The organism is Aminobacter sp. J41 (assembly GCF_000526635.1).
Classification (GTDB): domain Bacteria; phylum Pseudomonadota; class Alphaproteobacteria; order Rhizobiales; family Rhizobiaceae; genus Aerobium.
On the sequence record NZ_JAGL01000031.1, the window covers coordinates 25,973 to 38,130 of the forward strand.

Annotated in this window: 12 protein-coding genes; 5 read left to right on the forward strand and 7 right to left on the reverse strand. The window is 65.0% G+C overall.

The annotated features are described in order from the left end of the window. Positions 1-411: 411 nt before the first annotated feature. Genes L630_RS0116705 through L630_RS0116715 form a run of 3 tightly spaced genes read left to right on the forward strand, consistent with a single transcriptional unit; the run spans position 412 to position 3,012 of the window. Positions 412-1,521, forward strand: coding sequence for a methionine ABC transporter ATP-binding protein (locus L630_RS0116705; protein ID WP_034330642.1), 1,110 nt, complete (start codon positions 412-414; stop codon positions 1,519-1,521). Next, a complete protein-coding gene (locus L630_RS0116710) occupies positions 1,511-2,176 on the forward strand; it encodes a methionine ABC transporter permease (protein ID WP_024849378.1) in 666 nt (221 codons plus the stop codon). Before L630_RS0116705 ends, L630_RS0116710 begins: the two co-directional genes overlap by 11 nt. Before the next feature lie 53 nt (positions 2,177-2,229). Then, entirely contained in the window at positions 2,230-3,012 is a 783-nt protein-coding gene (locus tag L630_RS0116715) for a MetQ/NlpA family ABC transporter substrate-binding protein (RefSeq protein ID WP_024849379.1), read from the forward strand. 668 nt (positions 3,013-3,680) lie between these two features. Here the strand turns inward: L630_RS0116715 and groL are convergent. Then, positions 3,681-5,306 (reverse strand): chaperonin GroEL, encoded by a 1,626-nt coding sequence (gene groL / locus L630_RS0116720; RefSeq protein ID WP_024849380.1) that lies wholly within the window; start codon positions 5,304-5,306, stop codon positions 3,681-3,683. 59 nt (positions 5,307-5,365) lie between these two features. Next, a complete protein-coding gene (gene groES / locus L630_RS0116725; protein WP_024849381.1) occupies positions 5,366-5,680 on the reverse strand; it encodes a co-chaperone GroES in 315 nt (104 codons plus the stop codon). Positions 5,681-5,951: 271 nt separating this feature from the next. On the opposite strand from groES, the gene L630_RS0116730 reads away from it, so the two are divergent. After that, positions 5,952-6,230 carry an usg protein gene (locus L630_RS0116730; protein WP_024849382.1) on the forward strand — a complete coding sequence of 93 codons (279 nt, stop codon included), beginning with the start codon at positions 5,952-5,954 and terminating at the stop codon, positions 6,228-6,230. Positions 6,231-6,486: 256 nt separating this feature from the next. Beyond that, complete coding sequence (locus L630_RS0116735; RefSeq protein ID WP_024849383.1) at positions 6,487-6,981, forward strand: DUF4142 domain-containing protein; 495 nt, start codon at positions 6,487-6,489, stop codon at positions 6,979-6,981. A 141-nt stretch (positions 6,982-7,122) separates the two neighbouring features. On the opposite strand, the gene uxaC is transcribed toward L630_RS0116735, so the two are convergent. From uxaC to L630_RS0116760, 5 genes are all read right to left on the reverse strand, one after another. Continuing rightward, positions 7,123-8,532, reverse strand: a complete 1,410-nt coding sequence (gene uxaC, locus L630_RS0116740; RefSeq protein ID WP_024849384.1) for a glucuronate isomerase — start codon at positions 8,530-8,532, stop codon at positions 7,123-7,125. A gap of 22 nt (positions 8,533-8,554) precedes the next feature. Next, positions 8,555-9,742 (reverse strand): mannonate dehydratase, encoded by a 1,188-nt coding sequence (gene uxuA, locus L630_RS0116745; RefSeq protein ID WP_024849385.1) that lies wholly within the window; start codon positions 9,740-9,742, stop codon positions 8,555-8,557. A 65-nt stretch (positions 9,743-9,807) separates the two neighbouring features. After that, entirely contained in the window at positions 9,808-10,593 is a 786-nt protein-coding gene (locus L630_RS0116750) for a GntR family transcriptional regulator (protein WP_024849386.1), read from the reverse strand. Positions 10,594-10,865: 272 nt separating this feature from the next. Next, a complete protein-coding gene (locus tag L630_RS0116755; protein ID WP_024849387.1) occupies positions 10,866-11,726 on the reverse strand; it encodes a surface lipoprotein assembly modifier in 861 nt (286 codons plus the stop codon). Positions 11,727-11,909: 183 nt separating this feature from the next. Next, positions 11,910-12,158: ATP-binding protein (locus tag L630_RS0116760; RefSeq protein ID WP_024849388.1), on the reverse strand; the 249-nt coding region annotated here is incomplete at its 5' end.

The window sequence follows — 12,158 nt, forward strand, 5'->3', positions numbered from 1 at the left end:
CGCGGGGGGGCTTCCGGCCGGCGAATAAATTTGTTTACGGACCGACCGTTTTGTAGGATTTTCTTTCCCTTCCTGCGCGGAATTATGGATGCCAGAAGCTCATATTTTTTCATGGCTCGGGTCATCTTGTCGCCGTTCTTGGATGGGAATTCAGCCATGCCGACTTTCGACCTGACCATGCCGCCGGCAGCCGCTTTGCGCCTGCGCGCATGCATGTGTATGCGTTGAGCTGATTGTCTGGTCCCGATGCCGCGTGGCCCCGCGGCATCCGGACGGGGCAGGACGGCGCCAGCGGCTCCTTACCTGCCCCTCCCCCCTTTCGAGAACGGCTTCCCCCCGCACAGGCTCGAGCCGGAACTCAGGTCAATGCAGTGCCCGTCCGACCGGGCCTTGCGCAGATGGAAGATGGAAATGCTCAACACAGTGCAGACCAGTTCGCCGCCGGCAGAGGCGGCTTCAGCCGAAGGCGCCGAGCCCGACATCGTGCGGCTCGAAGGCGTCGCCAAGGTTTTCCCCGCCACCAAGAAGAGCGCGGCCGTGACCGCGCTGTCGTCGATCGACCTTGCCGCGCCACGCGGCTCGATCACCGCCATCATCGGCCGCTCGGGCGCCGGCAAGTCGACGCTGATCCGCCTCGTCAACGGGCTTGAACGGCCTAGCTCCGGCAAGGTGCTGGTCGACGGCCAGGACATCGCCCAGCTGCCCGAGGACAGGCTGCGCACGATCCGCCGCTCGATCGGCATGATCTTCCAGCACTTCAACCTCTTGTCCTCGCGCACCGTGTTCGACAATGTCGCGCTGCCGCTCGAGATCGCCGGCATGCCGAAGAAGGACATTGCCGCGCGGGTCACCCCGCTGCTCGACCTCGTCGGCCTTGCCGACAAGCGCGACCGCTATCCGGCAGAGCTTTCCGGCGGCCAGAAGCAGCGCGTCGGCATTGCCCGTGCGCTGGCAACGCGCCCGAAACTGCTCCTCTCCGACGAGGCGACCTCGGCGCTCGACCCCGAAACGACCCACTCGGTGCTCGCGCTGCTTAAGCGCATCAACCACGAGCTGGGGCTCACCATCCTGCTCATCACGCACGAGATGGAAGTGGTGAAGTCGATTGCCGACAACGTCGCCGTCATCGACGGCGGCAAGATCGTCGAGCGCGGTTCGACCTTCGACATCTTCACCCACCCACAGCACCCGACGACCAAGGTGCTGCTTTCCGGCGTGCCGGGCATGCAGCTGCCGGGCTATGCGCAGGCGCACCTCACCCAGGAGCGCAAGCCAGGCTCGCAGGTGGTGCTGCGCATCGTCTTCTCCGGCCCGCATGCGACCGACCCGGTGCTGTCGCGGCTGACCGGCGAGCTTGGCGTCGACCTCAACATCCTCGGCGGCGCCGTCGACGAGATCGCCGGCAAGCCGTTCGGCACGCTGTTCGTTTCCTTCCCCGCCGACGACGCACGGCTTGAGCGCGTGCGCTCGATCCTCGGCGGCCTCAACCTCACCACGGAGGTGCTCGGCTATGTCGCCTGAGATTGCCTGGCTCATCGTTCGCGCCACCGGCCAGACCCTGCAGATGGTGGCGGTTGCCGCCATCATCGGCTCGCTGATCGGCATTCCGCTCGGCGTGTTTCTCGCCACCAGCCAGAAGGGCGAGCTGTTCGCGGCGCCCGTCGCCAACAAGGTGCTCGGCGCCATCGTCAACGCGACGCGCTCGACGCCCTTCATCATCCTCGTCGTCGCCATCATCCCGTTCACGCGGCTGGTGGCCGGCACCTCGATCGGCACCACGGCGGCGATCGTGCCGCTGACGATCGCGACGATCCCGTTCGTCGCCCGCCTCGTCGAGGCCTCGATCCGCGAGGTGGATCCGGGCCTCATCGAGACCGCGCGCGCCATGGGCGCAACGCCGATGCAGATCGTCTGGAAGGTGCTGCTTGCGGAAGCGCGCCCCGGCATCACGCTCGCCCTTACCCTCACCGTCGTCAGCCTGATCGGCTACTCGGCAATGGTGGGCGCGGTCGGCGGCGGCGGCCTTGGCGACCTTGGTATCCGCTACGGCTACCAGCGCTTCATGCCCGACGTGATGCTGGCGGTGGTGGTGGTGCTGATCGTCCTCGTCCAGCTCATCCAGTCCATCGGCGACGGGCTCGCCCGCCGCTTCGACAAGCGCCAGCGCTCGCGCTGACGGAAAAAATTCAACCGAACCGAAACCCAACCGTATTTTCAGGGAGCAGAAAAATGTTCAGCAAGATCACCATCGCCGCAAGCCTCGCGCTTGCGCTTCTGACCGGCACCGCCTCGGCCGAGGCGATCAAGGTCGGCGTCACGCCCGGACCGCACGCGCAGATCCTCGAGAAGGTCAAGGAAGTCGCCGCCCGCAACGGCCTCGAGATCGAGATCCTCGAATTCTCCGACTATGTCGTGCCGAACCAGGCGCTCAATGACGGCGAGCTCGACGCCAACTCGTTCCAGCACGAGCCCTACCTCATCAACCAGGTCAAGGACCGCGGCTACAAGATCGAGAACGTCGCCTGGACGGTGAACTTCCCGATGGGCGTTTACTCGAAGAAGTACAAGACCTTCGACGAAGTGCCGGATGGCGCCACCATCGCGATCCCGAACGATCCGACCAATGGCGGCCGCGCGCTGTTCATCTTCGCCGACCAGGGCATCATCAAGGTCAACCCGGACAAGGGCCTCGCGGTCGGCCCGGCCGACATTACCGAGAACCCGAAGAACCTCAACTTCATCGAGCTCGACGCTGCCCAGCTGCCGCGCTCGCTGGATGACACCGACGCATCGGCCGTCAACTCGAACTACGCGATCCCGGCGGGCCTCAACCCGGCCACCGACGCGCTGCTGCGCGAAGGCGCCAAGGCTCCGTACGTCAACCTGATCGCCGTGCGCACCGAGGACAAGGACAAGGAGTGGGTCAAGCAGCTGATCGCCGCCTACCACACCGACGAAGTGAAGTCGTTCGTGGAAGAGACCTTCAAGGGCGCCGTCGTCACCGCCTGGTAAGCCGCGGCTGACACCCATTCTCCCGCGGCCCTGGCCCAGACAACTAGGCCGCGGGCAAACGAAAAGCCGGCAGGAAACTGTCGGCTTTTTTGTGTCTCGGGAGACCGCCAAGGGGGAGGAATTGAGGCGGGCCCAATCTCGGCCGCTGGCTCGATGGAAATGTTCAGGCATGGATGCCACGGTCAAACCGTGGCATGACGAAGTGGCTGTGCCGCGCCCGCAAAGTTGCCATGCGCCCACACTTGAATGCTGTACCCCGCAGGGTTTCCATCCGGCGCCGGGGGCTGAACGTCGCTGAGACCGAAGGCTCGCCCGATCACCGCCGGGTCGCACGCGGCGCCTCGTAATTGCTCACGACCTCACCACCTTCGTCATCGTCGGGCCTGGCCCGACGATCCATGCCTGAACGGTTCCGCTAGACGACGCGACGAGCACGAGGGCTCGCATCAACCTGCAGCATCGCAGTCGGGATCGCCTCAGCCCTCCACCTGCCCCCTAACAAAAAAGCCCGCCCCGGATCGGGCGGGCGCAAGTGTTGGGGCCAGTGAAGAAGACACCCGGGCGGCGTGCCGCCCGGGATTGCTTCGCTGAGCTGAACTCCGGCAGACCCGATCGGGCCCCGGAAGTTCCGGAAAGATGGCGGGTCGGATTTCTCCGGCCTGTCAGCCTCAGAAGTCCATGCCGCCGGCGGGCATGGCCGGAGCGGTTTCCTTCTTCGGCTTTTCGGCAATCATCGCCTCGGTGGTGACGAGGAGGCCGGCAACGGAAGCCGCATCCTGCAGCGCGGTGCGCACCACCTTGGCCGGGTCGATCACGCCCTGCTTGAACATGTCGCCGAACTCGCCGGTCTGGGCGTTCCAGCCATAGGCGAAGTCGGAGTTCTCGCGCAGCTTGCCGACGATGATCGAGCCCTCAGCACCGGCATTGGCCGCGATCTGGCGCACCGGCGCCTCGATCGCGCGGCGGATGATCTCGACGCCGTGCTTCTGGTCGGTGTTGTCGGTCGCGACCTTGTCGAGCGCCTTGGCCGCACGCAGGAGCGCAACGCCGCCGCCCGGCAGAATGCCTTCCTCGACGGCCGCGCGGGTCGCATGCAGCGCGTCGTCGACGCGGTCCTTCTTCTCCTTCACCTCGACCTCGGTCGCGCCGCCAACGCGGATGACGGCCACGCCGCCCGCGAGCTTGGCAAGGCGCTCCTGCAGCTTCTCGCGGTCATAGTCGGAGGTCGTCTCCTCGATCTGGGCCTTGATCTGGGTGATGCGGCCCTCGATCTCCTCCTTCTTGCCGGCGCCGTCGACAATGGTGGTGTTCTCCTTGTCGATGACGACCTTCTTGGCGCGGCCGAGCATGTCGAGGGTAACGTTCTCGAGCTTGATGCCGAGGTCTTCGCTGATTGCGGTACCGCCGGTGAGGATCGCAATATCCTGCAGCATCGCCTTGCGGCGGTCACCGAAGCCCGGCGCCTTGACCGCGGCAACCTTGAGGCCGCCGCGCAGCTTGTTGACGACGAGCGTAGCCAGCGCCTCGCCCTCGACATCCTCGGCGATGATGAGCAGCGGCTTGCCCGACTGCACGACCGCCTCGAGCACTGGCAGCATCGCCTGCAGGTTCGAAAGCTTCTTCTCGTGGATCAGGACATACGGGTCCTCGAGCTCGACGCGCATCTTGTCCTGGTTGGTGATGAAGTAGGGCGAGAGATAGCCGCGGTCGAACTGCATGCCCTCGACCACCTCGAGCTCGGTCTCGGCGGTCTTGGCCTCCTCGACGGTGATGACGCCCTCATTGCCGACCTTCTGCATCGCCTCGGCAAGGAAGCGGCCGATCTCGCTGTCGCCATTGGCCGAGATGGTGCCGACCTGGGCGATCTCGTCATTGTTGGTGACCTTGCGGGCGTTGGCCTTGAGCTCCTCGACGACAGCCTCGACGGCCTTGTCGATGCCGCGCTTCAGGTCCATCGGGTTCATGCCGGAGGCAACGGCCTTGGCGCCTTCCTTGACGATGGCCTGGGCGAGAACGGTCGCGGTCGTGGTGCCGTCGCCAGCCAGATCGTTGGTCTTGGAGGCAACCTCGCGCACCATCTGCGCGCCCATGTTCTCGAACTTGTCCTCGAGCTCGATTTCCTTGGCGACCGAAACGCCGTCCTTGGTGATGCGCGGCGCGCCGAACGACTTGTCGATGACGACGTTGCGGCCCTTGGGGCCGAGCGTGACCTTGACCGCATTGGCGAGGATGTCGACGCCGCGCAGCATGCGCTCGCGCGCATCCATGTTGAATTTCACGTCCTTGGCAGCCATGTTCTCACTCCTTCTTGAGGCAGCTTTGGCTTGTTGTTCTCGAGGTGGCGAAGAAGCTGTCAGGCAGCCTTCTTCTCGGCGGACGGCGTCTCGATCACGCCCATCACGTCGCTTTCCTTCATGATCAGCAGGTCTTCGCCGTTGAGCTTGATCTCGGTGCCGGACCACTTGCCGAACAGGATGCGGTCGCCGACCTTGACGTCGAGCTCGACCAGCTTGCCGTTTTCGTCACGGCGGCCGGGACCGACGGCGATGACCTCGCCCTCGCTCGGCTTTTCCTTGGCAGTGTCGGGGATGATGATGCCGCCGGCCGTCTTCTCCTCGGCCTCGATGCGGCGGACGAGGATGCGGTCGTGCAATGGACGGAACGTCATATCGTTCTCCTCAAGGACAAACAATTGTTGAGAGGTTCCACCGCTCCGGACCGGCTGGCCGGAACGGGGCGCGGCCCATCAGGCGCCGCGCATATCGAGCTAATTGCGGAAAAATCGCCTTTCAAGAGGGTCAGGCAAAATTTTTAGCACTCGCAGTCGGCGAGTAGTAGTGCCATGTTTTTAAACGGAAATTTGAATCCTTGGCGCTTGAATTCGGCGCCGGATGGGCCATCATCGATGGTGCAGGCAGCACGCATTCCAGGAGGTTCATATGGCTGCACTCGTCAGCAGCGGCTTCCGCAGGCAATTGGAGGGCTACGGGCTCACCACGGCGGAGATCCACTACCACATGCCGGACCACCCCGGCCTTCTCCAGCTCTACATCTGGCAGGACTATGACCTGGCGCCGGAATTTCCCGAACTGCGCGGTTTCCTGAAATTCTGGACAGAGAGCCTCGACGGCCCGCTGCACTCGGTACGCGTCGCCCATCAGCGGCTGATCCGGCCATCCGAATGGCGCGCCGTCGACGGGATCATCACGCTGCATTGAGGGGGGAGCGGCGGCGCGGACCTAGACCCACGCCGCCTTGCTTCGAAGCCCCGTCTGCAGCCCACAGCCATGTCCCAACCCAACACCGCTGTGGGGCGTTGAAGCTCCGGAGCGGCAAGTGAGCTTATCCGGCGAAGGTGGCGCGGCGGTGTGTTCGCAAGCAAGCGATTCAGCTTCCGGGTTCTTATCTGGGGAACATCCTTCTCCACGGCCGGTTCGGGGCGTTCGATGAACCGACACGGACAGGAAGATCCCGATGAAAACCCGATTGCTTGCCGCGGCTGCGTTTGCCCTGATGCTCGCGAGCCCGAGCCTTGCCCAGCAGATGAGCGCCGAGGCGTTTGCCACCACGGCCGCCAGTTCCGACATGTTCGAGATCACCTCGAGCTCGCTTGCCCGCGAACGGGCGACGAGCGAGGCGGTCAAGGACTTCGCCAACATGATGATTGCCGACCACACGCAGGCCAGCAGCGAGCTCGCCGCGGCGGCGGAGACCGCGGGCGTCGCGCTGCCCGGCGGCATGATCGACAAGCACGCCGCGCAGGTCGAGACGCTGAAGGGCCTGCAGGGCGCGGAGTTCGACGCCGCCTATATCGAGGCGCAGACCGCCGCGCACGAGGAAGCGCTGGCGCTGATGGAAGGCTATGCCGAGTCCGGCGACAACGAGGTGCTCAAGGCTCATGCGCAGAAGACCGCGCCGATCATCGAACGCCACGCCGAGCACGTGAAGGAGCTTGGATCCGGGGGCTGAGCGGGCTCCCTTCGGAACGACCAGCATGCCCGGCCGGTCTCCGGGGCTTCCCCTTCACCGCTGGCTCGGCGTCAAGGTTCCGGCATGGATCGTCGGGTCAAGCCCGACGATGACGAAGAATGGGAGCTGCGCGGAACCCCGCTACAGCTTGTACGCCTTCTTCGCGTTGTCGTAGCAGAGGTTGCGCGCAGCTGTTTGCGCGTGCGGCTTCGAGATGCGGTGTTCGGCCACCAGCTGTGCAAGGAACCGGCACACTTCGCGGCGCCAGACGTCGTGGCGTGCCGGAATTGAAAGCAGCGCGCGGGTGTCGTCGTTGAAGCCGGCGAGGTTGGCGAAGCCGGCCGTTTCCACCACCTGGTCGAGATAGCGGCGAATGCCGTTCGAGCTGTCGTGGAACCACCAGGGCGGGCCGATCATCAGGCACTCCCAGTGCCCCGCCATCGGCGCGAGTTCCCGCGCATAGGTGCTTTCGTCGAGCGTGAACAAGATGATGCGCAGGCCCGGCGTGTTTCCGTAGCGGTTGAGGAGCGGCGTCAATCCGCCCACCCAGTCGGTGCGGCCGGGAATGTCGGCGCCCATGTTCGGCCCGCGCTCGGCAAAGAGTCTTGCGTTGGTGTTGCGGCGCGAGCCGGCGTGGATCTGCATCACCATGCCGTCCTCGACTGACAGACCGGCCATCTCGGTCATCATCTGGCCGCGGAAGAGCTCGGCATCCTGCGCCGAGAGTGGCCCCTTGAGCGCGCGATCGAGCAACGCCTGCTTCTCGTGCGGGGGCAGGTCGGCGGTGAAGGCCGAGGGCACGCCGTGGTCGGTGGCGGTCGCGCCATAGTCGCGGAAGAAGGCGCGGCGCTTGCGGTGGGCGTCGATCATGCCTCCCCATTTCGTGACGTCGCAGCCGGTGATCTCGCCGAGCCGGATCAGATTGTCGCGAAAGCCCGGCGCATCCGGATCGGTGACGCTGTCCGGCCGGTAGGTGCTGCGCACCTTGCCAATCCAGCCATCCGCCGCGAGTTTTTGGTGATGCTCGAGCGTGTCGAGCGCGCCGTCGGTGGTGGCGATCGTCTCGATGCCAAAGCTTTCGAGCAGCGCGCGCGGGCGGAACTCCGGCTTTTTGAGCTGCGCATTGATGTGGTCGTAGAGGCGGTCGGCATTGTCCGGCGTCAGCGGCTCGTCGCAGCCGAGCACGGCCGACATCGCATGATCCACCCACAGGCTCGACGGCGTGCCGTGGAAAAGGTGGTAGTGCGCGGCAAGCGTGCGCCAGATGTCGCGGCCTTTCGCGACCGGCATGCCGTCGAGGCGCGGCACGCCGAGCGCATCGAGGCTGACACCGACGCTCTGCAGCATGCGGAAGAGATAATGGTCGGGAATGACCAGCAACGAGGCCGCATCCTCGAACGGCGTGTCATCGGCAAACCAGGACGGCTCGGTGTGGCCGTGGGGGCTGACGATCGGCAGGTCTTTCACCGTCTCGTAGAGCTCGCGCGCGATCGCGCGCGTTGCCGGGTCGGCCGGAAACAGCCGATCCGGGTGCAAAAATCCATCCGTCATGCGTTCTCCTCCCAGATACCGCTCAGTTCGGCGCGGCGCCGAGCGCGTACAAAATGCCGCGCAACTCGGCGAGGCCGCGCAGGCGGCCGACCGCCGGATAGCCGGGCGTTACCGTCTTGTTGAGGTCGTCGAGCAGTCGCTGGCCGTGGTCGGGGCGGAAGATGATGTCTTCGCCCGGCCTGCGCTTCCTGTCCTCGGCGACCAGCTCCTTCAGCACCGCCACCATGTCGACGTCGCCTTCGAGATGCGCGCTTTCATGGAAGGACCTGCCGTCGCCCTCGCGCTTCGTCGCGCGCAGATGCGCGAAATGGATGCGCGGGCCGAAGCGGCGGGCCATATCGACGAGGTCGTTGTCGGCGCGCACGCCAAGGCTGCCGGTGCAAAAGCACATGCCGTTGGCCTCGGACGGCACGGCGTCGAACAGCGCCGCATAGTCGTCGGCGGTCGAGGCGATGCGCGGCAAGCCGAACAGCGGCCGCGGCGGATCGTCGGGGTGAAGCGTCAGCTTCACGCCGCGCGCCTCGGCGGCAGGCGTGACGGCGGCGAGAAATTCGATCAGGTGCTGGCGCAGCCTTGCCGCGTCAATGCCGCGATAGGCCTCGAGCTTGTCGCGGAACTCCGGGATCGTCAGCGGCTCGGTGGTCGAGCCCGGCAGCGCCGAGGTGATGTTGCGGGTAATGTCCGCGATTTCCTGTTCGCTCATCGTCTCGTAGACGATGCGGGCGCGCTCGACGTCATCGAGCGAATATTCGGCCTCCGCGCCTTTGCGCTGCAGGATGAAGAGGTCGAAGGCGGCAAAGCGCTCGTGGTCGAAGCGCATCGCCGTCGCGCCCGTCGGCGTCACATAGTCGAGCTCGGTGCGGGTCCAGTCGACCACCGGCATGAAATTGTAGCAGACGACGGGAATGCCGCAGGACGCGACCGCCTCGAGGCTGGCGATCCAGGCGTCAATCTCCGCCCTTGCCTTGCCGCCGAGGCGCTTGACGGCGTCGGGGATCGGGATGCTTTCCACCACGGACCAGGTGAGCGGCGGCCGGCCCGCGGGTGCCGTCTCGATCAGCTCTTTGCGCTCGGCGACCTCGCGTTCGGTCCAGGCGCGGCCGATCGGCACCTCATGCAGCGAGGAGACGACATTGGTGGCGCCGGCCTGCCGCACCTCGTCGAGCGTGACCGGGGCGTTCGGCCCGAACCATCTCCAACCTTGCCTCATCTTCTGTCTCTCCCTCGTCAGTCGGTCCGCCCTGCCGGTCGAAATCGTGCAGCAGACATGGCTGTTCAGCAAAAATAGTCGGGGTGGCGCGCGGAAAGCTCGGCGACATCCGGAATGACGGCGCTCAGATGATGCAGCATCGCCTCCCGAGCCGCAGAAACGTCATGCGCGGCGATGGCATTGCGGATCGTCCCGTGCTCGCCAACGATCTGGTCCATGCGGCCAAGCGCCGGCAGCGCGAGCCGCCGGGCGCGATCGATCTGCACCTTGACGGTCTTCAGCAGCGTCCAGATGCCGGGAAATCCGGCCAGCCGCGCGATCGCCTCGTGAAAGGCCTCGTCTTCCTCGTGGAAGGCGGAGGTGTCGCCCAAGGCCGCGAACTTTGCCTGCCGGGCGATGATGGCATCGAGTTCGGCGATGTCGGCGCCGTCGGCCTTGGCCGCCAGCGCCGCGACCGTCACCGTTTCGAGCGCTTTGCGCACGACCACGGCCTCCGGGATCGCGGCCACCGGCACGCGCGAGACGACGGTTGCCGACTGCGGAAAGATGTCGACGAGCCCGCCTTCGGAAAGCTTGAGCAGGGCCTCGCGCACGGGCGTGCGCGAGACGCCGAATTCCTCGGCAATGCGCTTTTCCTGCAGCGCCGTTCCAGGCGCGAGCCTGAGCGCGACGATGTCGTCATAGAGGCGGTTGTAGATCGCCGTCGCCGCCGTCACGCGGCGGATGGGAAGCGGGCGTGGCGCCTGCCTCGCCGCTACACTTGCGGCCAACGCACCTTCCGCGACCCGCGCCGCCTCGCCAGGCAGGGCGGACAGCTCTGATGCAGCTTCGCTCTCGCTTGCAGAACGCATGATCTCTCATGGCCGGTGTCACCGGTATATTAGTATATCAGTTGCGAAGAGATGCAAGGGCGTGGCGGACTGCAGCGGATGGACTGCGGCCTGTACGGGCTAGCGGGTGGGGGGCCGTCTGAAAGGCTACAATCTCTCGGCAAAGACCGGCTCCACTGAGTCAGCGATTTGCGCTGGCCGGTCGGGATCAGAAACATGACGGCGGGCGGAGGTGGTGCGCCCGCCGTCCCTTGCTGGACCCTCGGGGGCCCTGTCCATCAACAAGTCGCGAGCTAGTACGCTCGCTTCAGTGAGACGAAAGCGCCGGTCTGGTGGTACTCGTAGATGGCCACGTTGCTGTCACGCTGCTCGTGGAAGACCGTCAGCTCCGGCGTGAAGCCCTTGAAGTTGAACTGGTCGTGCGAGACGGAGACGGATGCGCGGTAGGTGTCGTCGCGGCGCGTCACGCCCCAGAACGGGTCGTATTCCGAATAGCGCGTCTGCGTCAGCGAGATCATCGGCGTGATATCGAACCCGGCGGAGCGGAAGTTCAGCCCGACTTCCACCTTCGGCGCCACATAGGTGTAATAGTCGTTTCGGCCATTCAGGTGTTCGAGCGACACCCGGCCGAAGCCGCGAAGCGACCGGGTAATGGACCAGTCGACATAGCCATAGGGGCGGTAGTAGACGCCAGTGGCGTCACTATCCTTCACCGCCATGTAGCCGAGCTGCCCACCCACGCCGACATTCAGCGTGTCAGTCAGCTTGTGATGCTTCCAGGTCTCGAGCGAAGGCATCACGTAGGAATTGTGCCAACGCACTTCGACGTCGCTTGCCACCTGGACGAAAAGGCCGGGGACGCTTTCGGCCTGCCGGGCGACGGCGAACTGAAACCGCCCGCTGTTCAGCTGATCGTTGTCGAAAATCCGGGCCGAAGAATACAGCTTCGTCAGGAGGTTGTTTTGCCAGAGCCGTTCAACGGAGAGCCACGGCTCGAGCCCGAACGAGGTTTTGACCTCCTCTTCAGGCTGATACTCGTAGGGAACGCCGTTGAAGAACACGGTGGCGCCGTCGGAGACGCGCGACGGATTGGATTCGCTGATCGCCCTTATGCCGTACCGGATACGAACGGTACGGAGTTCCGCGGCCTCCATGAACGGCAGAATGTTGCGGCGAACGGCCTGCGGTGTGTCCTTTGCGTCATGGACCTCGCGGAAGAGCGCCAGCGCTTCGGAGTTCTCTCCCGTCTGTAGCAGGAGCCTTGCTGTTGATTTCCGCTGAGAGTTGACCCGGGATTTTCGCCGAGAAGTGACCCGCCTTCATGTATGGTTTGGGTCTCAGGACTTAGTCAAGGTGGGTGCTTTCTCCTTCTTTGTCGGTGTGGTCTGGGCAGAGCTGTTCTTGAAGCGGAAGCTGTCGTTTCCGGTCTCCAGGATGTGGCAGTGATGGGTGAGCCGATCGAGCAGCGCCGTCGTCATCTTGGCGTCGCCGAAGACGGTCGCCCATTCGCTGAAGCTGAGGTTGGTGGTGATGACGACGCTGGTGCGCTCGTAGAGCGTGCTCAGCAGATGGAACAGCAGCGCCCC

Bases quoted from the DNA above. Each gene is read 5' to 3' on its own strand.
- L630_RS0116730 (WP_024849382.1), top strand. From the start codon at position 5,952: ATGGCTGCACTCGTCAGCAGCGGCTTCCGCAGGCAATTGGAGGGCTAC.
- L630_RS0116755 (WP_024849387.1), bottom strand. From the start codon at position 11,726: ATGGAGGCCGCGGAACTCCGTACCGTTCGTATCCGGTACGGCATAAGG.
- uxaC (WP_024849384.1), bottom strand. From the start codon at position 8,532: ATGACGGATGGATTTTTGCACCCGGATCGGCTGTTTCCGGCCGACCCG.
- L630_RS0116735 (WP_024849383.1), top strand. From the start codon at position 6,487: ATGAAAACCCGATTGCTTGCCGCGGCTGCGTTTGCCCTGATGCTCGCG.
- L630_RS0116750 (WP_024849386.1), bottom strand. From the start codon at position 10,593: ATGCGTTCTGCAAGCGAGAGCGAAGCTGCATCAGAGCTGTCCGCCCTG.
- groES (WP_024849381.1), bottom strand. From the start codon at position 5,680: ATGACGTTCCGTCCATTGCACGACCGCATCCTCGTCCGCCGCATCGAG.
- L630_RS0116710 (WP_024849378.1), top strand. From the start codon at position 1,511: ATGTCGCCTGAGATTGCCTGGCTCATCGTTCGCGCCACCGGCCAGACC.
- uxuA (WP_024849385.1), bottom strand. From the start codon at position 9,742: ATGAGGCAAGGTTGGAGATGGTTCGGGCCGAACGCCCCGGTCACGCTC.
- L630_RS0116705 (WP_034330642.1), top strand. From the start codon at position 412: ATGCTCAACACAGTGCAGACCAGTTCGCCGCCGGCAGAGGCGGCTTCA.
- groL (WP_024849380.1), bottom strand. From the start codon at position 5,306: ATGGCTGCCAAGGACGTGAAATTCAACATGGATGCGCGCGAGCGCATG.
- L630_RS0116715 (WP_024849379.1), top strand. From the start codon at position 2,230: ATGTTCAGCAAGATCACCATCGCCGCAAGCCTCGCGCTTGCGCTTCTG.